Here is a 19581-nt window from a genome sequence, read left to right as displayed (position 1 = left end):
GTTCGTCCGGGGCGTTCGTCGTGACCCTGGACAGCGCGCCGGGGGGCGTGCTGTCATGCCAACTGCCGTTCCTTCCAACGTTGTACAGATTCGTTGTACAGACTGCAGCGACGAGCCGCCACCCTTCCTCACCAAGGAGGATCCGTGCGCACCAGACGACATCCCAGACGCCCCGGACGACTCGGCCGACGCCTCGCCCTGCTGCTCGCAGGTGCTCTCGGCGTCGCGGGTCTGACCGCGGTCCCCGCCGCCACCGCCGCCGACGACCCGGCCGAGATCCACGGTCTCAAGGGGGAGTACTACACCCAGTCCGCCCCCGGTGCCTTCGACTTCGACGAGCTCAAGGCCACCGGCCTCGACCCGAACATCGACTTCGGCAACCTGGAGTCACGCCTGAAGGCCACCACCGGGAAGGCCGACGACGCCAGCGTCCGCTGGACCGGCCGGATCGTGCCCGAGAAGTCCGGCGCCACCACCTTCTCGATGATCGGTGACAACGGCTTCCGCCTCTGGGTCGACGGCAAGCTCGCCATCGACCACTGGCAGGACGACTGGGACAAGGAACAGACCTCCCAGGCCCTGCAGTTGGAGGCGGGCAAGGCCTACGACATCAAGGTCGAGTACTTCGAGCACTTCGGCGGCTCCAACCTGCGCCTGAAGTGGACGCAGCCCGGCGCCGAGAAGAAGGCCGTCCCGCGGTCCGCCCTGCGCATCCCCGCGGACTTCGATTATGACGGCGCCATCGACGCCACCGTCCTCAAGGACGGCCGCAGCCTCAAGCTGGACTTCGCCCAGCGGCTCACCGCCCCGCCGGCCTCCCTCACCGACCACCTCGACGCCGTCATCGGCGGCGCCAAGTGGCCGCTGGGCACGGTCAAGGCCGACCCGGCAGACGACCGCAGCCTGATCGTCGGCCTGAAGGAACCCGTGGTCGGCAAGAAGGGCGGCGACGCCCCCGGCCTCGCCGACATCCAGTACGACGGCAAGGGCGGGCTGACCGGCGCGGACGGCGACGCCGTCGGCCAGTTCTGGACGAGCGGGCCCAACCACTCCGAGTACCAGCTGCGCACCAAGTGGGCCGACGACGTCACCCCCGGCAACGCCCACCGCGAGTACCCCCGTCCGCAGCTGAAGCGCTCCGACTGGCGAAACCTCAACGGTTCCTGGCAGTTCGCCGCCGCCGACGCGGGAGAGAAGCCCCCGGTCGGCAAGAAGCTCGCGGAGAAGATCCTCGTCCCCTACCCGGTGGAGTCCCAGCTCTCCGGCGTGGAGCGGCACGAGGACCGCATGTGGTACCGCCGCACCTTCACCGTCCCCAAGGACTGGCGGATCGGCAGCGGCAAGCGGCTCAACCTGAACTTCGGCGCCGTCGACTGGCAGTCCGAGGTGTACGTCAACGGCAAGAAGGTAGCCGAACACAAGGGCGGCTACGACAAGTTCAGCGCCGACGTCACCGACGCGCTGAAGCCGGGCGGCACCCAGGAACTGATCGTCGGCGTGTACGACCCGACGGACGCCGAGGGCGGCGCGAACCCGCCGGTCGGCAAGCAGCGCCTGGACCCGAGCGGCATCTGGTACACCCCCTCCTCCGGCATCTGGCAGACCGTGTGGATGGAGCCCGTCACGGCCGACCACGCGGACTCCCTCAAGATCACGCCGGACGTGCCGGGCCAGCGCGTCACCGTCGAGGCCAAGGGCGTGCGCGACGGCGTGCCGGTCAAGGCCGCCGCGTACGAGGGCCGCAAGAAGGTCGCCGAGATCAGCGGCCGCACCGGACAGCCGCTGCGGCTCAAGATCGCCGATCCCCGGCTCTGGTCGCCGGACGACCCGTTCCTCTACGACCTGAGGGTCCAGGTCGGCGGGGACAGCGTCACCAGCTACTTCGGGATGCGCTCGATCGCCGTCGAGAAGGTGAACGGCACCCCGCGCACCGTCCTCAACGGCAAACCCACCTTCCTGATGGCCACCCTCGACCAGGGCTTCTGGCCGGACGGCCTGCACACCGCGCCGAGCGACGAGGCGCTCGCGTACGACCTGAAGATGCACAAGGCCATGGGCTTCAACTCGGTCCGCAAGCACATCAAGGTCGAGCCCGACCGCTGGTTCTACTGGGCCGACAAGCTGGGGCTCCTCGTCTGGCAGGACATGCCCGCCATGAAGGCGGGACGCACCCCGGACACGGCGGCCCGCACCCAGTACGAGCGCGAGATGAAGCAGATGATCGACGAGCACGCGAGCAGCCCCTCGGTCATCATGTGGGTCACCTTCAACGAGGGCTGGGGCCAGTACGACGTGGGCCGCGTCGCCGACCAGGCCAAGGCCTGGGACCCGACACGGCTGGTCAACAACATGTCGGGGCTCAACCTGGGGGCCGACGGAGGCGCCGGCGACATCATGGACGAGCACGGCTACCCGAGCCCGGCGCTGCCGCCGCACCCCGACGGCAAACGGGCCCTGGTCAGCGGCGAGTACGGCGGCCTCGGCCTCGCGGTGCCCGGCCACGCGTGGGCCGTGCAGCAGAGTTACGTCGACGTGGATCCGGCCACCTACACGGACGACTACATCGCCAAGCTCGACGAGGTGCGCGCGCTCGCCTGCAAGGGCAACAACGGCGCCGTCTACACCCAGATCACGGATGTGGAGGGCGAGTTGAACGGCCTGCTCACCTACGACCGCAAGGTCGTCAAGCCGGACGTGCAGCGGGTGAAGGCGGCGCACGACGCGCTGATCCGCGACGCGTCGCAGGCGACGGTGCCCGGCTGCCCGAGCTCCTGAGGTGCTGACCTGCTGCCCGTGAGTTCGTGAGTTCGTGAGTCACCGTCTCCGGTCCGCCGTTGGGGCGGGCCGGAGACCGCGGGCGCAGTACGTCGACCTCCCCGCCCAGGCCTCCGCTGCTGGGCGGGTCCCCGGGCCTATCGAATCTGCCGCCGCACCAGTTCGTGCAGCCGCCCGCCCGTGTCCGCCAGCAGCTGGGCGGGCGGTCCCTGTTGCACGACGCGGCCCTCCGACATGACGAGGACCCGGTCGGCGTCCAGGACGGTGGAGAGGCGGTGGGCGATCACGACGCGGGTGGCGTTCAGGGCGCGCGTGCTGTCGATGACCGTGCGCTGCGTCTCGTTGTCCAGGGCGCTCGTCGCCTCGTCGAAGAAGAGGACGCGGGGGCGGCGGATCAGGGCCTGGGCGATCATCAGCCGCTGGCGCTGGCCGCCGGAGACCGCCCCGCCGCCGGAGATCATCGTGTGCAGGCCCATCGGCATCCGCTTGATGTCCTCGGCGAGCCCCGCCATCGCTGCCGCCTCCCACGCCTCCTCCTGCGTGAACGACTCGGCGCCGCAGATGCAGTCCAGGATCGATCCGGTGAGCGGCTGGGCGTTCTGCAGGACCACCCCGCACTGGCGGCGCACCGCCGAACGGTCCAGCGCCGACAGGTCCTGGCCGTCGTAGAGGACACTGCCCGAGACCGGTTCGTCGAAGCCGATCAGGAGGCGGAGCAGCGTCGACTTGCCGCAGCCGCTCGGGCCGACGACGGCCACGAACTCGCCGGGGCGGATCGCCAGGGACACGTCGTCCAGGACCAGCGGGCCGTCGTCGGTGTAACGGAAGGACAGGCCGCGTGCCTCGATCTCCCCCCGCAGCTCACCCGGTTGCGTGCTTCCCGCGCGCACCTCCGGTGCCTCGTCGAGCACCGGCTTGATCTGTTCGAACATCGGGAGCACCGAGGCCGCCGACAGCAGCGCGCCGGTGAGTTGGGTGACGGACGTCAGGAGCATCGTCACGGCGGTGCTGAAGGTGAGGAACTCGCCCGCGGTCAGGCTGCCCCGGGCCGGGCCCGCGAGCAGCACGAACATGACGAGCGTGCAGAGCGGCAGGTAGACCGAGTTCAGGACCGTCGTGAGGTTCTTGACGTGACCGGCCCGCTGCTGCAGCTCCCTGCTGCGCGCGAACTCCCCGGCCCAGGACGCGTACGCGAAGCTCTCCGCCCCGGCCACCCGGAGTTTCGGCAAGCCGCGCAGGGTCTGGAACGCCTGGTTGTTGAGCTTGTTGCCGAGTTCCACCAGGCGCCGCTGCCAGCGCAGTTCCCACAGGCCGAGGGCGAGGAACACGGCGGCGATGACGGTCAGCATCGCCAGCGCGGCCAGGGCGAGGGGCACGCTGTAGACCAGCAGCAGGACCACGTTCATCGCGCCGACCGACCCGGCCTGCAGGACGACGGGTCCGATTCCCGAGAGGACCCGGCGGATCGCGCTGACCCCCATTGCCGCGCTCGCCAGCTCACCGGTGGAGCGATCGGCGAAGAAGCGCGTCGGCAGCCGCAGCAGACGGTCCCAGACCGCCGGCTGGAGCGTGCTCTCCATGCGCCCCTCCATCCGCAGGACGGTGAGGTTCTGGAGCAGCATGAACGCCGCGGAGACGATGCTGCTGATCATGACGGCCAGGGACACCTGGACGATGAGGCTCTTCTCGGCGTTCGGTACGAACACGCCGAGCACCTGGCCCGTCGCGATCGGCACCAGGGCACCGACCGCGACTGTCACCAGACCGGCGAGCGCGAGATTGCGCAGGTCGCCGCCGGTGCCCCGCAGCCCGAAGCGGAACAGCCGCCACGGCGTCAACGGCCGCTCCGGCAGCGGCCGGTAGAACATGACGGCCTGCGGTTCGAACTCGTCGGCGTTGCTCCGCCCGACCCGGGTGCGCCGCCCGGACGTGGGATGCACCGACTCGTACCCGCCGCGCCGCCACAGCAGCGCGACCGGCGCGCCGCTCGCGGCACGGTGTCCCACCAGCGGGCCCGCATACTCGCGCCACCAGGCGCCGTCGAGGCGGACGGCGCGGGTGCGGATCCGGGAGGCCACCGCGACCTGTTCCACCGGGTCGATCCGCTCGCTCACCGCGCCGCCCCGCACCGCGCCGGACAGCGTGATGCCCGAGGCCTCGGCGACCAGGCGGCAGGCGGCGTACGTCGCGTCGTGGTCGCCCCCGGCCCCCGCGCGGCGCGCACCGCGCCCGCCCGAGCGGCCGATCGAGGCGATCAGGGTCCGGTCGGCCTGCTCGCGGACGTTCTCGCCCGCCTTGATGCCGGCCGCCGTGCGGTCCTCGTGGGCCCGCTCCAGGCGTTCGATCCACCGGTCGAGGGTGGCGAGCAGCCGGTACTGCTGATTGACCATCCGCTGCCACATCGCGGCGTCGACGAGCAGGTCGCCCGTGGCCTGCTCGCTGTAGGCGGCGCCGTACTGGACGCTCCCCGGCGCGACCGGCATCCAGAGGACGTCGTCGTCGGTCGCCACCTCGTCGCCCGCGGTGCGGCCGTCGAGCGGCGCCTCGAACAGGACCCGGTGGCCGCGCCCGATGCCGAGCGCGAAGGCGTGCTCCAGGATGCTGAGGGCCGCGTCCTGGGAGTCGTACTGGGTGGGGAACCGCTGCTCGGAGGACCAGGTGTCGCCGTAGTCCGGGCGGTACAGCTCGCGCAGCGGGATGCGGCGCAGCTCGCAGCCCTGGAGGGGGCGGCCGACGAGGGTGTGCCGGGGCCCCTCGACCGGGCCGAGGAGCAGCGTGCCCGGTTCGAGACGCCCCAGGTAGTGCCAGTGGCCCTGCTGGGCGGCGTCGACGGCGAACAGGTCGAGGGCGCCGGCCACGACGAGCCACAGGACCTGCGGGCCTTCGAGGTGCACGCTGCGCAGGCCCGTGCAGTCGGCGTGTGTGCCGAGCGCGCCGAAGGCCGCGGCGACCGCGTCGTGGGCATGGGCGCCGTGCTGCTGCGGTACCGAGCTCACCTCAGTGCTCCTTGACCAGGTCGGCGTACGGGCCGCCGGCGGTGACGAGGTGTTCGTGGCGTCCGCGCTCGACGACCTGGCCGTGGTCGAGGACGACGATCTCGTCGCTGTCGCGCACGGTGCTCAGGCGGTGGGCGATGACGACGCAGGCACAGCCCCTGCGGCGCAGGTTGTCGATGATGACCTGTTCGGTCTCGGCGTCCAGGGCGCTGGTCACCTCGTCGAGGACGAGGACGCTCGGGCGGCGGACCAGGGCCCGCGCGATCTCCAGGCGCTGGCGCTGTCCGCCGGAGAAGTTGTGCCCGTCCTGCTCGACGCGGCCGTGGATGCCGCCGGGCCTGCGGGCCACGACCTCGTACAGGCAGGCGTCCTGAAGGGCGGCGACGACGGCGTCGTCCGGGATGGAGGGGTCCCACAGGGCGACGTTGTCGCGGATCGTGCCTTCGAAGAGGAAGACGTCCTGGTCCACGAAGGAGACGGAGGCGCAGAGCGCGCCGCGCGGGATGTCCTCAAGGCGCTGCCCGTCGATGCGGATCGTGCCCTCCCACGGGCTGTAGAGGCCCGAGATCAGCCGGGAGACCGTCGACTTGCCGCTGCCGGATCCGCCGACGAGCGCCACCTGCTGCCCCGGACCGACCGACAGCGAGAAACCGGTCAGGAGAGGCTTGTCGAGAGGGCTGTAGCCGAAGGTGATGTCGTCGAGGGTGACATGGCCCTTCAGACGCCGGGTGCTCGCGGCCGGTTCGGAGCGCGAGTACAGCGCGTCGACGGGGAAGTTCTCGACGTCCTTGAGGCGGGCGAGGTCGGCGGCGAAGTCCTGGATGCGGCCCGCGACGCCGTTGAGCCGGGTGATCGGCGCGGTGAACCGCGTGACCAGCGCCTGGAAGGCGACGAGCAGCCCGATCGAGAGATGGCCCTCGACCGCGCGCAGCCCGCCGATCCACAGGATCAGCGCGCTGTTGAGAGTCGCGAGTGTCGGTGCAACGACCCCGAGCCAGGCACTCGGCACGCCCAAGCGCTGCTGCTCCTCCAGGGTGGTGGCGTGCTGTCCCGCCCAGCGCCGGAAGTAGCCGTTCTCGCCCCCGGTGGCCTTCATCGTCTCGATCAACTGCAGGCCGGTGTACGAGGTGTTGGTGAGCCTCGCGCTGTCGGCGCGCAGCTTCTGGGTGCCGGTGGCGCGCAGCCGGATGACGACGCGCATGGCCACGACGTTCAGCAGGGCGATGCCGACACCGACGAGAGTGAGCTGCGGATCGTACGTCCACAGCAGGGCCGCGTAGAGGAGGACGACGACGCCGTCGACCCCGGCGGCCGTGAGGTCACGGGCCAGGGTCTCGGCGACCGTGTCGTTGGACGCGAGGCGCTGCACGAGGTCGGCGGGGCTGCGCTGGGCGTAGAACGTGACGGGAAGGCGCAGCAGATGGCGCAGGAAGCGGGCGCTGCCGAGTGTGGAGGAGATGATGCGGCCGCGCAGCAGATTGGCCTGCTGCAGCCAGGTCAGCACCACGGTGAGGCCCACCATCGTGCCCATCGAGGTGAACAGCGCGCCGAGCAGCGAGGTCTGATGTCCGATCAGGAACATGTCGATGTACGTCCGGCTGAGCGCCGGCAGCGCCGCGCCGACCGCGACGAGCAGCAGGCTGGCGAGGAGGGCCGCGACCATCGTGCCCGTGGTGCCGCGCAGCCGGGCGGGCAGGGCCCGCAGGACGCCGGGCCTGCGGCCACCCGGACGGAAGCCCGCACCCGGTTCGAGCACCAGGACCACACCGGTGAAGCTGGTGTCGAAGTCCTGGGAGGGCACGAACCGGCGCCCCTTGTCCGGGTCGTTGATGTACACGCCCCGGCGGCCGAAGCGTCGCCCCGCACCGTCGTACACGACGTAGTGGTTGAACTCCCAGAACAGGATCGCGGGCGCCTTCACCTCGGCGAGCGCGGCGGGCTCCATCTGCATGCCCTTCGCCGTCAGGCCGTAACTCCGCGCGGCCTTCAGGACGTTGCTGGCCCGCGAGCCGTCGCGGGAGACGCCGCACGCGATGCGCAGCTCCTCCAGCGGGACGTGCCGTCCGTGGTGGGCGAGGACCATGGCGAGCGCGGCGGCGCCGCACTCCACGGCCTCCATCTGCAGGACGGTGGGCGTGCGCACGGTCTCGGGGCGCCTGCCCTTGGACGCGGGGCGCGGCGCCGCACGGCGGCCGCGCCGCGGGGGCTCGGGGCGGTGCCTGCGGCGGCCGCCGGGCGGTGGCAGCTGCTGCTGGTGCGCCGGGGAGGGGAGCGGTGCGGTCACGGAAGCAGCCAATCGATCGGGCGCTGCTCGGCGAGGTGGAAGGCGCCGGTGGCCAGGGTCATGGAGTCGAGCGCGAAGGGCGGTCCGCCGTCGGTCGACCAGGCGTAGCCGGACTCGGTGTGAGCGGACGTGTCGAGGCGTACGAGGACGGCCACGGGGGGTCCGTCCTTCGTGAACCGTCCCGACAGTTCCTGGTCGCCGAGGAAGCCGGTGATCTTCTGCCGGCTCTGCGCGGCGCGCCCGATCGCCTTCACGTGTCCGCGCAGCGTCCCGTACTCCTGGGCGGGCACGGACTGGACGGTGAGGTCCACCGAGGCGCCGACGGGCACGGTCGCCGCGCTGTCGGCGGGTACGTAGAGCATCGCGAGGAGGGGGTCGTCCCGGCCCGCGACGCGTTCGAGGGTCGCGACGTCGGCGCCGGTGGTGACGACGGTGCCGATCCGGGCGACGAGCGAGGTCACCCGTCCCGAGGTGATGGCACGTACGACTCTGTCGCCCTTCTCCGTACGGACCTTGAGCACGGGGGCGCCCGCGGCGAGCTGCCTGCCCTCCTCGGCCAGGACGTCGGTCACCTGGCCGGTGACGGGGCTCTGCAGGACGTAGCTGCCCCGGCCGTGCGTGAGGATGCCGGGTGCCCGGAGCGTCGAGGAGACCGATCCGGTCACGGCCCAGACGCCCGCGGCGGCCATGACGACGAGGGTGACGGCGAGGACGAGCAGGCCCTGGGGACGGGCGTAGCGCACCGGAAGGTCGAGTTCCTCGGGCGACTGCAGCTTGGACAGGGCCTGTTGGCGGAACTGCACGGAACGCTTTCCTCACTGTGCCTGTCGCGTCCATGAGCCCCGGAGCCCAAGGCTCCGGGGCTCACGAATCATGGCGTCTCGATGAGCGGAAGGCTCAGAGACCGGCGGTCAGGCCGGAGGCCAGACCCGAGACGGCGCCGGTGTTGAGGCCGGTGGCACCCTCGACCGTGCCGACGACGCCGCCGACGACGTCGGAGACCGGGGCGACGGAGTCAACGGTGCTGGTCACGTTGCTCGCGACACCGGCGACGAGGCCACCGGAGACGTTGTCGAGGTCGGCGTCGGAAATCTCGAGGGTCTCGACCTGGGGGACGTTGTTCATGGTGTGAGCAGCCCTTCTCATGAATATTGCGGAGGTGTTTCCAGTTCCACGGAATCTGGGGATTCGATTTCCGCGGAGCCAGGATCAAAGCACGTTCGCAGCTCGTACATCCAATCGACGAAGCGACGGCCGACCGCCCTGGCGGTCATGAATCACCGCTGCGTGCAGGCGGGTTCACCGCGTGGTGGCAGCTCCTTCACAAGATTCACAGAAGGAAATCAAGGAAGCGGAGCGACTCCTTCCAACAAATCGGACACCTCCACGCCAAAACTCAAGTTCGGTGGTCACTGCAAGAAAATAAGCGGTGCGTGTGCGCCGAATGGAGTGACCGGAGTGCGCATTCGATGTGCAGGTTTATTGAAGGCGCGCTTATTCATGGCCGAAGAGGGCGCCGGTGGCGTGCCGGAGGGTTCGCTTCTGCACCACACGGGTCGCAGAGGCCTCGCCGTCCCCAGGGGGACGGGGTCTTAATCTGCTGTTAACTCAGCGTAGCGCGACCGTACTTGACCGTAGTTGTCCGGAGCGATTGACTTCACGTTCGACATCCCCCGCATCGTCCTCGACGCGAGAGCGAGTCCGTGACTTCATCCTCTGCTCAGAGCTCTGACCTGCTCGCACCTCTCGATCTGGCCTTCTGGAACATCGAGACCGCCGAACACCCCATGCATCTGGGCGCACTCGGTGTCTTCGAGGCCGAAGGGCCCGGCGCGGCGGACCGCGCCGCCGGGCTCCTCGCGGCCCGCGCGGCAGCCGTCCCCGGGCTTCGCATGCGCATACGTTCCGTCTGGCTGCCCGTCGGCGGCGCGATGCGGGTGCCGGTGCCCGCCTTCGACCCGCTGGAACACGTGCGGCTCGCGGCGCCGGTGGCCGACTTCCACGCCGCGGCAGGGGAGTTGATGCGGCAGCGCCTCGACCGGGACCGGCCGCCCTGGGAGGTGCACGTGCTGCCGGGTGCCGACGGCACGTCGTTCGCGGTGCTCTTCAAGTTCCACCACGCCCTCGCCGACGGGCTGCGCGCGCTGACGCTCGGTGCGGCCCTCCTCGACCCCGTCGACCTGCCGCCCTCGCGCGAACGGCGGCCGGCCCCCGCCCCTTCCCCGTGGTCCGTCCTGGACCCGCGCACCCTGCCGGATCGTGTGCGCGGCACGGTCGCGGAGGTGGGCCAGGCGCTCGGCATCGGTACCTCCGTCGCTCGCGCGAGCCTGGGTGTACGTTCCTGCGCCGCGCTCACCTCGGACGCGTCCGGCACCCGCCGCACCGCAGGCGTCGTCCTCGACCTGGACGACGTGCACCAGGTGCGCAAGGTCGTGGGCGGCACCGTCAACGACGTGCTGATCGCCGTCGTCGCCGGCGCCCTGCGCCGCTGGCTCGACGAGCGCGGCGACTGCAGCGAGGGCGTCGAGCCGCGTGCCCTGATCCCCGTCTCCCGGCGCCGGCCGCGCACCGCGCAGCCCCCGGGCAACCGGCTCTCCGGCTATCTGGTGCGCCTCCCCGTCGGGGACGAGGACCCCCTGGCCAGGCTGCGCGGCGTGCGCGCCGCCATGGACCGCAACAAGGAGGCGGGGCCCGAGCGGGGCGCCGGAGCCGTGGCGCTGCTCGCCGAACACGTGCCCTCGCTCGGGCACCGGCTCGGCGGACCCGTCGTCGCCCAGGCGGCCCGGCTGCTCTTCGACATCCTCGTCACCAGTGTTCCGCTGCCCGGCATCGGCCTGCGGCTCGGCGGCTGCCGCCTCACCGAGGTCTACCCCTTCGCGCCGCTCGCGCGGGGGCAGTCGCTCGCCGTCGCCGTCTCCACCTACCGGGGCCGGGTGCACTACGGCCTGATCGCGGACGCCGCGGCCGTGCCCGACCTGGAGCTCCTCGCGCGCGGCCTGCGGGACGAGCTCGACGCCCTCGCGGCGGTGTGCGCACGGGACACGGGTTTGGTGAGCGGACCGACCGCTACGTAAACTCCTCCTTTTGGAGCTTCCGCGGACGACCAGATGCGCCGTGGCACGGATGGACACGAGGACAGCGGCGATGACGGTGACAGACGAAAGCCAGGAGGAGGCCGTCGTGCACGGCCCCGGCATCGACCCGGACCGTCTCGCCGTCTGCCTCAGCGTGCTCGACGAGCTCGACAAGCTCGACGTCGACCACCCGGACGCGATCGCCGTGCGCCGGGCCACGGCCGGCATCTACCGGACGGTGAAGCAGCGCCGCCGCCAGGAGCGCCGGGCCGCCAAGACTGCCCATGACAAGGCCGTCACCGAGGCCACCGCCACCGGCTCCGCGCAGCGCATCGACGACGAGACCGAGGGGCTGCTGCCCTCCTCGCAGACCGAGGAGGGCCGGATCGCGGGGATACTCCAGCGCCCGCGCTCCTGCTACACGTGCAAGGCCCGGTACGTGGAAGTCGACTACTTCTACCACCAGCTCTGTCCGGACTGCGCCCGCCTGAACCGGAACAAGCGCGACGCCCGCGCGGACCTCACCGGCAAGCGCGCGCTGCTCACCGGCGGCCGCGCCAAGATCGGCATGTACATCGCGCTGCGGCTGCTGCGCGACGGCGCCCACACGACGATCACCACCCGGTTCCCCAAGGACGCCATCCGCCGCTTCAAGGCGATGGACGACTCCGCGGACTGGATCCACCGGCTGGAGGTCGTCGGCATCGACCTGCGCGACCCGGCCCAGTCCGTCGCGCTCGCCGAGCGGGTCACCGCCGCGGGACCGCTCGACATCCTGATCAACAACGCCACGCAGACCGTGCGCCGCCTGCCCTCCGCCTACGCCGCCCTGGTCGAGGGCGAGAGCGCGCCGCTGCCCGCCGGTGAACTGCCCGCCCACTCCGTCATCGGTGCCTTCAACTCGGGCGCCGTCGACGGCATCGCCGCGCTGCCCATCGGCACCAGCGGCCTGGACGCGCAGAAGGTCGCCGATCTCGCCCTCGTCGCGGGCAACGCCAGCGTCGCCCGGCACCTCGACGGCACCGCCATCGACGCGGGCGGCCTGGTCCCGGACGTCGTCGACTCCAACACCTGGGTGCAGACCATCGAGCAGATCTCCCCGGTGGAGCTCCTCGAGACCCAGCTGTGCAACTACACCTCGCCGTTCATCCTGATCAGCGCCTTGCGCCCGGCCATGGCCGACGCCGCGAAGAAGGCGCCGAGCGGCCGCGCCCACATCGTCAACGTCTCGGCGATGGAGGGCGTCTTCGGTCGCGGCTACAAGGGCGCGGGACACCCGAACACGAACGCCGCGAAGGCCGCGATGAACATGGTCACGCGGACCAGCGCCCAGGAGATGTTCCAGTCCGACGGCATCCTGATGACCTCGGTCGACACCGGCTGGATCACCGACGAGCGCCCGCACTACGACAAGCTGCGCCTGGCCGAGGAGGGCTTCCACGCCCCGCTCGACCTGATCGACGGCGCCGCCCGCGTCTACGACCCGGTCGTGCGCGGCGAGGCGGGCGACGACGTGTACGGCGTCTTCCTGAAGGACTACGAGCCGGGCAAGTGGTAGCCGACGCTCCGTAACCAGCGGCCAGGCCGCTGGTTACGGCAGGCGGCTGAGACGGGCGTCTCGGATCTCGGACAGCCGGTTCGGTCGGCGCGCGGAGCGCGGACCGGACCGGCTGTCCCCTTTCAGCCAGTCGTGACCGGTCGGGCGCGATGCGTGACCGGCGCGCCCGATGGACACCAACGCCCGCCGCCGTCACGGGCGGTGGCCGATCGGCGGCGGCGTGTGCCCGGCATGCGCCGGGCCCGGCCGGCACCCCGCCCCACGTCGTTCTCCCGGATCCCCGGCCTCACGGGCCCCGCACGCCCGAGCAGGCGTGTTGTCCGGATTCCACCCCGACTCAGGCCCCCATCGAGCGGGGCGCCGCTCATTTGGTTAATGTAGTGCGAACGGGCGGCCACGAGAGATCCACAAGCATCCCTCGGCCGCCCCGGGGACAGGCCGGCACCACGGCTGCGGTCCCGCCAGAAACCGGCGCCACCGCGACCGAACTGCCTCTGCCCTTTCGTTACGCGACACAAAGGAGTGCGCGGTGACACCAGATCTGACGAAGCACGAAAAGCGACCGGCGGAACGCGGCGGCGAGCGGGCCGGACGGCCCCAGAAGCTCCGCAATCTGGAGGCGTGGGCCAAGGCGGCCCCGATCCGTCTGGCCGGCTACGAGGACGACCTCGCCGAGCCTCACATCCTCCCCGGTATCGACTGATCCGGCACTGATCCCGGGCCCGGCCCGGCATCGGACCGCAGCGCTTCGCCACGTGCCCCCGGCCTGCCACGGCTCGGGGGCACCGCTGTGTCCGGCCCGGGCCGGTGGCCCCGTACTCCCTGCTCCACGTGCTCCGGGCCTTGTTCCGGAGGATGATCGGTCCATGACCGACGACGGCGCAGGGACCCTCGACCGGAGTCCACACCGCCCACGCCACGGCCTTCGTCGTCGCCTACGTCGGGTTGCGCTGGTTCGCCGGCCACATCTGGCGGCGCGGCAGCATCGTCACCGACTGGCCCCTGGCGCAGGCGGGCGCCGGGGCCCTGCCCTGGCTGATCTCCCTGTTCGTCGCCGACCCGTGGCGGTACTGGCTGTGGGCGTTCGGCCTCGTCGTCGACCTCGTGGTGCTCCTGGTCTCCAGCCGCGACCGTTTCCTGCGGCACGCAGAAGCCCAGCAGGCCCAGCACGCCGAGCGGCCGGCACCCCGTCACCACCGTGACGGCCCGGCGCCGGAGCTCGTCGAGGCGCGGGTCGACCCCGCACATCTGGCGGAGCGCCTCGGGCTCTACATCATCCTGGTGCTGGGGGAGGGCGTCATCCAGGTCATCGACGCCACCGCCGAGCACGAGCGGTGGAACCTCCCCCTGGCCGCCACGGGGCTCGGCGCGCTCGCGCTCCTCGCCGCGATCTGGGCCCTCAGCCTCCTGTACGGCTCCAACGGCATCCCCCAGCTGCACGACGGGACCCTCGCGCCGCGGCTGACGATGCTTCTCCACGCGCTGGTCACCGCCGCCATGGCGGTGCTCGCCGCCGCCCTCGGGGCCGCCGTCGCCCACGCCGACAGCCACCTGCCGGGCACGGCCCGCCGGCTCCTGTGCGGCGCGATGGGCTGCTACTTCCTCATCGGTCTCGTCGCGTCGCTGGCCCACGGCCCCCGTCCGCGGGGCTGGTACGCCGGCTGGGCCGTGCCCCGCGTACTCCTCTCCCTGCTGCTGGGAGCGTTCGGCGGTGGCCTGCCCGCCTGGGCGATCGTCTGGCTCGTCACCGCCACTGTGTGCCGGCAGATCCTCTACAACCCGGGTCCGCCGCCGAAGTAGAGTCCGATCGCGGGTCGGTTCCGGCCGATGCAGCCGGAATACATCCGATGGATCGGTGTTGGGTGGCGGTGAGGTCACCCGCGTGGGGCCCGTGGGTGCCACGCAAATATCCAAGTCCTCTTGACGAACGGTGCATTGACACCCTTGTGGAGCGCTTGAATCATCGGACCTCATGACTGCACTGCGTTCGCTTCTCGCTGCCGCTCTGCTCATCGTCGCGGCCCCGGTACCGGCGCTCGGTGCCGAGGAAGGCGCCGCCCCCGACACGCCGCGCACCGTCCCCGCCCTCACCGACTGGACGCCCGCCGAGGGGAGTTACCGCTACGGGCCCGGTACCCGGCTCGTCGCCCGCGACCCCGAGTCCCGGCGCGTCGCCGACACCCTCGCCGACGACCTGTCGGACGCGGGCAAGGGCCGCCCCGCCCTGACGCGCGGCGCTCCGCGGACCGGGGACATCGTCATCGACGTCGATCGCGCGCGAAAGCCCCTCGGCTCCGAGGGGTACGAACTCCGCGCGGGAAAGCGCCTGGAGATCACCGGCGCGGGCGAGACCGGCGCCTTCTACGGCAGCCGGACCCTGCTGCAGCTCCTCGTCGGGAACGACCGCGTACCGGCCGGGCGCACGGTCGACGTGCCGCGCTACAAGGAGCGCGGTGTCGGCGTCTGCGCCTGCTACGTCCACGTCTCCGTGCCGTGGCTGGAGAACCTCGTCCGCGACATGGCGTACCGCAAGCAGAACCAGTTGCTCCTGGAGCTCAAGGTCAAGAGCGACCGGCACCCCGAGGCCAACTCCTGGGGCTACTACACCAAGGGCGAGCTGCGCCGCCTCGTCGCGCTCGGCGAGAAGTACCACGTCACGATCGTCCCGGAGATCAACTCACCCGGCCACATGGACCCGTGGCTGGCGGAGCGCCCGGACCTGCAGCTCACCGACTCCGACGGAAAACCGCAGCCGTCCCGCCTCGACATCACGAAGGACGCGGCCCTCACCTACTACAAGAGCCTCGTCGACGAGTACGCCGAAGTCTTCCCGGCCACGTCCTGGCACATGGGCGCCGACGAGTACATGCTCGGCTCCGACTTCGCCAAGTACCCGCAGGTCCTGGAGTACGCGAAGAAGAAGTACGGCGAGAACGCCACCCCGCAGGACGCCTTCATCGACTTCGTGAACCGCGTGTACGCCCATGCGGCGAGCAAGGGCAAGCGCCTGCGCATCTGGAACGACGGTCTTACGGGCGACAACACCGTTCCGGTGGCAGCCGGTACGACCGTCGAGCACTGGCTCGACGTGAAGACGAAGCCGAGCCGGCTCATCGAGCAGGGCTACCCGGTGATGAACGCCGCCTACTCCCTCTACCTCGTGCGGGGCGGCTTCCACACCGATACCGGGAAGCTGTACGGCCGGCGGTGGGACCCGCGCAGCTTCGAGGGTGAGAAGCTCGCCACGAGCGACGGCATCACCGGCGCCAAGATCAGCCTGTGGCCGGACAACGGCCGCGGCGAGACCGAGAACGAGGTCGCCGCCGCGACCGAGCTGCCGCTCGCCCACATCGCGCAGGTCACCTGGGGTGCCGCACACCCCGACCCGACGTACGCGGAGTTCGTGTCCCGCGCCGGATCCGTCGGCCACGCACCCGGTTGGCGCGACCTGGCGAAGGCTTCCGTCGCCGAGGGGACGTACACCCTGCGCGACACGGCGGGCCGTGCCGAGCCCCGCGACGTCGAGGTCGCGCACACCGCTGACGGCTACGTGACGCTGCGCACGACGGCCGGCGGAAAGTGCCTGGAGACCCGCAGCGGCAAGCTGACGCTCAACGTGCCGCTGGAGCCGGGCACCGCCGTCACCGAGGAGACGTGCGACGCGAAGAACACCCTGCAGCGGTGGGAGATCGCGCAGGCCCCGGGTGGGCACCGCCTGACCAACGCCATCACGCGCATGGCCGCGCACGTCACGAAGGACGGCCGGCTCCTGCAGTACCCGGACGACCAACAGGCGCCCAGCACCTGGACGTTGACCGCCGCACGCTGATTCCCGCCTTCCGCTCCCCGCCCCCCGTTCCGTCCCGAAGGAGTCCGGCCACCATGACCGTCAGCAGACGCCTCTTCATGGCCGCCGCCGTCACCACGGCCGCCGCCGCGTCGAGCACCTCGCTCGCCGCCGCGGCCACCGCCGGGCCAGGCGGCGCCGAACCGCCGTACCGCATCCGCCTCGGCCCCGGCGACTCGCCCGAGACCCTGGTGGCGAAGGCCTCCCAAGTCCGCCCCACCGCACGCCAGATCGCCTGGCAGAAGCTGGAGCAGACCGCCTTCCTGCACTTCGGCGTCAACACGTTCACCGGCCTCGAATGGGGTACGGGAGACGAAGACCCGGACGTCTTCCAGCCGTCGGGCCTGGACACCGACCAGTGGGCGCGCGCCCTGCGCGACGGCGGCTTCAAGCTCGCCATCCTCACCGTCAAGCACCACGACGGGTTCGTCCTCTACCCCTCGCGCTACACCAAGCACGGTGTCATCAGCAGCAGTTGGCAGGGCGGCGCGGGCGACGTACTGCGCTCCTTCGCCGGGTCGCTGCGCCGGTACGGCATCAAGGTCGGCGTCTACATCTCGCCCGCCGACGAGAACCAGTACCTCGACGGCGTCTACGCCAACGGCAGCGAACGCTCCGCCCGCACCATCCCCACTCTGGTCCCGGACGACGACCGGGCGGGCGACGGCCCGCGCACCTTCACCCTCGACGCCACCGACTACGGCGCCCACATGCTCAACCAGCTCTACGAAGTGCTCACCGAGTACGGCCCCGTCGACGAGGTCTGGTTCGACGGCGCGCAGGGCCGCATCCCGCCGGACAAGGTGGAGACGTACGACTGGGACAGCTGGTACACGCTGATCCGTGCGCTCGCGCCGAACGCCACCATGGCCGTGCGCGGCCCGGACGTGCGCTGGGTGGGCAACGAGGGCGGCCTTGCGCGCGAGAACGAGTGGAGCGTCGTCCCCGTCAAGGACTCCGGGAACGGCAGCATCGACTACGCCCTCCGGTACGACGCCCCCGACCAGGGCAGCCGCGAGGCGCTCGCCGCAGCGCGCGCCGTCGCCCAGTACCTCCAGTGGTGGCCCGCCGAGTGCGACGTGTCCATCCGGCCGGGCTGGTTCTACCACGCGGACGAACAGCCCAAGAGCGTCGACGAGCTGACGGACATCTGGTTCCGCTCCGTCGGGCGCAACTCCGTCCTCCTCCTGAACGTCCCGCCGGACAGGCGCGGCCTGCTGCCCGACGCGGACGTGACGCGCCTGCGGGAGTTCCGCGAGCGGATCCGGCGCGAGCTCCCGCGGGACCTCGCGGGCGGCAGGCGTCCGCACCACGACCGCTCGGCCGGCACGGTCACCCTCGATCTCGGCAGGGACCGCGAGGTCGACCGGATCCGGCTCGGGGAGGACATCCGGCACGGCCAGCAGCTGGAACACGCGGTCGTCGAGGCGCGCGCCGGGGACGGCTGGCGGACCGTGACCGAGGTCGACACGGTGGGCGCGAGCCGCGTCCTGACGCTCCCCGAGCCGGTGACGGCGCGGCGCTGGCGGCTGCGGGTGACGCGGTCACGGGCCACGGTGCGGATCGCGGAGTTCGGCCTGTACCGGTCGCAGGTGTGAGGGACCGCGTGGGCCGGGGGCGAGAGGCCCCGCGTTGACACACGGGGGAGTGGGTGTCTGTAATGGTGCTCGTGCCGCGTGGCGCCGACCACAGAGCAGTGGGCAGGTCGGCGAACCGGGCGAGCACCTTCACTCAAGGACGACGCCGATGAGTACGTCGTGAGTTCACCCTCCGAGGCATTCGCCTGACCCGTGCGCCTTCGCGCGCCCCGGCCACGCCTCTCGCGCGGCCCTCTCTCCCCTTCACCGCGTCCGACGCGGTCCCGAACATTGCGTACGGAGACCTGACACCGTCATGCCCACACCCTTCAACCAGTCCGTCATCGACGAGTTCCGCGCCCACGCCGGAGAGGTCGGCGGCCCCTTCGAAGGCAGCGAGCTCCTGCTGCTCACCACCACCGGCGCGAAGTCCGGCAAGCCGCACACCACCCCGCTCGGCCTCGTCCGCGAAGGCGGCCTGCTGCTGATCGTCGGGTCGAACCTGGGCGGCCCGCGCCACCCCGACTGGTACCGCAACGTCCTCGCCCACCCCACGGTGACCGTCGAGCTCGGCACCGAGGAGTTCGAGGCCGTCGCCGTCCCCGCCGAAGGGGAGCGGCGCGAGCGGCTCTTCGCGCGGGTGGTCGCCGCCGAACCCGGATACGGGGACTACCAGGCGCGGACCGGCCGGACTCTGCCCGTCGTCGTCCTGGAACGTCCCGCGCACGAGGCGGACATCCCCGCGGAGCCCGCGAACTTCGCGGACAAGATGGTCCAGGTCCACCGCTGGCTGCGCGGACAGCTGCGGCACGTGCGCGAAGAGACCGACGCGCACTTCGCCGCGCTCGCCGCCCACCAGGGGCCGGGGGTGCCGCCGTCGCCGGGCCTCGGCCTGCAGATCCGCCAGCACTGCCTGGCGTTCTGCGACGCCCTGGAGTTCCACCACACCGGCGAGGACACGCATCTGTTCCCGGTGATGGCCGGCTACCACCCCGAGCTGCGCGAGACCTTCGACCGGCTCGCCGAGGAACACCGGACGGTCGCCCGCATCCAGGGCGAACTCGCCGCGCTCCTCGCCGACGTCGGTGGCGCGGACCCCGTACGCTTCCGCGCCGAACTGACCCGGATGTCGGACGAGTTGACCGCACACCTCGACTACGAGGAGGAATCCCTGCTCCCGATCTTCACCGCGTTGCCGTGGCCTCCGGGGCCCCCGGCGGAGGCGGACGAGGGGGAGGGCGAGTCCTAGGACCCGCCGGGCCGCGTCGCCGATGTCAACTGCCGGGGCGGACACGGGCTTCGACCGGGAGCCCGGGGCACGTCGAACGCCGTGCACCGGGCCGGGAAGACCCACTCCTACGGCCCCGCGGCGGGGGGCGGCCCACAAAACAAAGGGGGAGACCCCCACCCCGCCCCTCTCTTCTCTTTTTCGCGTGGGGTGGAAAATTCTTTGCCCTTTTTTCCTCACCC

General features: G+C 71.4%; 11 protein-coding genes and 1 pseudogene. 8 read left to right on the top strand and 4 right to left on the bottom strand.

Annotated elements, in window-relative coordinates; translation table 11 throughout:
* Positions 1-144: 144 nt before the first annotated feature.
* Complete coding sequence (locus tag ACZ592_RS12180) at positions 145-2775, top strand: PA14 domain-containing protein (protein WP_471581442.1); 2631 nt, start codon at positions 145-147, stop codon at positions 2773-2775.
* A gap of 137 nt (positions 2776-2912) precedes the next feature.
* Here ACZ592_RS12180 and ACZ592_RS12175 read toward each other — a convergent pair whose 3' ends face one another.
* From ACZ592_RS12175 to ACZ592_RS12160, 4 genes are all read right to left on the bottom strand, one after another.
* Positions 2913-5771, bottom strand: coding sequence for an NHLP bacteriocin export ABC transporter permease/ATPase subunit (locus tag ACZ592_RS12175; RefSeq protein WP_471581441.1), 2859 nt, complete (start codon positions 5769-5771; stop codon positions 2913-2915).
* Between the two features lies 1 nt (position 5772).
* Positions 5773-8055, bottom strand: coding sequence for an NHLP family bacteriocin export ABC transporter peptidase/permease/ATPase subunit (locus tag ACZ592_RS12170; RefSeq protein WP_471581440.1), 2283 nt, complete (start codon positions 8053-8055; stop codon positions 5773-5775).
* Positions 8052-8858 carry a biotin/lipoyl-containing protein gene (locus tag ACZ592_RS12165; protein WP_471581439.1) on the bottom strand — a complete coding sequence of 269 codons (807 nt, stop codon included), beginning with the start codon at positions 8856-8858 and terminating at the stop codon, positions 8052-8054. The genes ACZ592_RS12170 and ACZ592_RS12165 overlap by 4 nt, the downstream gene beginning before the upstream one ends.
* A 94-nt stretch (positions 8859-8952) precedes the next feature.
* Positions 8953-9180, bottom strand: a complete 228-nt coding sequence (locus ACZ592_RS12160; RefSeq protein ID WP_471581438.1) for a type A2 lantipeptide — start codon at positions 9178-9180, stop codon at positions 8953-8955.
* Positions 9181-9758: 578 nt separating this feature from the next.
* Here ACZ592_RS12160 and ACZ592_RS12155 point away from each other — a divergent pair.
* From ACZ592_RS12155 to ACZ592_RS12125, 7 genes and pseudogenes are all read left to right on the top strand, one after another.
* Positions 9759-11129, top strand: a complete 1371-nt coding sequence (locus tag ACZ592_RS12155) for a wax ester/triacylglycerol synthase family O-acyltransferase (protein ID WP_471581437.1) — start codon at positions 9759-9761, stop codon at positions 11127-11129.
* A gap of 70 nt (positions 11130-11199) precedes the next feature.
* Positions 11200-12687, top strand: a complete 1488-nt coding sequence (locus ACZ592_RS12150) for an SDR family NAD(P)-dependent oxidoreductase (protein WP_471581436.1) — start codon at positions 11200-11202, stop codon at positions 12685-12687.
* Positions 12688-13216: 529 nt separating this feature from the next.
* On the top strand, positions 13217-13390 hold the full coding sequence (locus ACZ592_RS12145; RefSeq protein WP_167355632.1) for a hypothetical protein: 174 nt from the start codon (positions 13217-13219) through the stop codon (positions 13388-13390).
* 221 nt (positions 13391-13611) lie between these two features.
* A pseudogene (locus ACZ592_RS12140) lies at positions 13612-14487 on the top strand (low temperature requirement protein A); the annotation flags it as partial.
* A gap of 172 nt (positions 14488-14659) precedes the next feature.
* The gene (locus tag ACZ592_RS12135; RefSeq protein WP_471581435.1) at positions 14660-16516 is read left to right on the top strand and encodes a family 20 glycosylhydrolase; all 1857 of its coding nucleotides are present in this window, start codon (positions 14660-14662) and stop codon (positions 16514-16516) included.
* 53 nt (positions 16517-16569) lie between these two features.
* Positions 16570-18132, top strand: coding sequence for an alpha-L-fucosidase (locus tag ACZ592_RS12130; RefSeq protein WP_471581434.1), 1563 nt, complete (start codon positions 16570-16572; stop codon positions 18130-18132).
* 295 nt (positions 18133-18427) lie between these two features.
* Positions 18428-19360, top strand: a complete 933-nt coding sequence (locus ACZ592_RS12125) for a nitroreductase/quinone reductase family protein (RefSeq protein WP_471581433.1) — start codon at positions 18428-18430, stop codon at positions 19358-19360.
* The last annotated feature ends 221 nt before the right edge of the window (positions 19361-19581 follow it).

The organism is Streptomyces sp. NPDC040622 (assembly GCF_055593965.1).
The sequence above is the reverse complement of the archived record's forward strand: the minus strand, read 5'-3'. Positions and strand labels throughout refer to the sequence as shown.

What these genes read in the sequence shown, in the direction of transcription:
- ACZ592_RS12160 (WP_471581438.1), bottom strand. Translation starts at nt 9,180, where the DNA reads ATGAACAACGTCCCCCAGGTCGAGACCCTCGAGATTTCCGACGCCGAC.
- ACZ592_RS12150 (WP_471581436.1), top strand. Translation starts at nt 11,200, where the DNA reads ATGACGGTGACAGACGAAAGCCAGGAGGAGGCCGTCGTGCACGGCCCC.
- ACZ592_RS12135 (WP_471581435.1), top strand. Translation starts at nt 14,660, where the DNA reads ATGACTGCACTGCGTTCGCTTCTCGCTGCCGCTCTGCTCATCGTCGCG.
- ACZ592_RS12130 (WP_471581434.1), top strand. Translation starts at nt 16,570, where the DNA reads ATGACCGTCAGCAGACGCCTCTTCATGGCCGCCGCCGTCACCACGGCC.
- ACZ592_RS12125 (WP_471581433.1), top strand. Translation starts at nt 18,428, where the DNA reads ATGCCCACACCCTTCAACCAGTCCGTCATCGACGAGTTCCGCGCCCAC.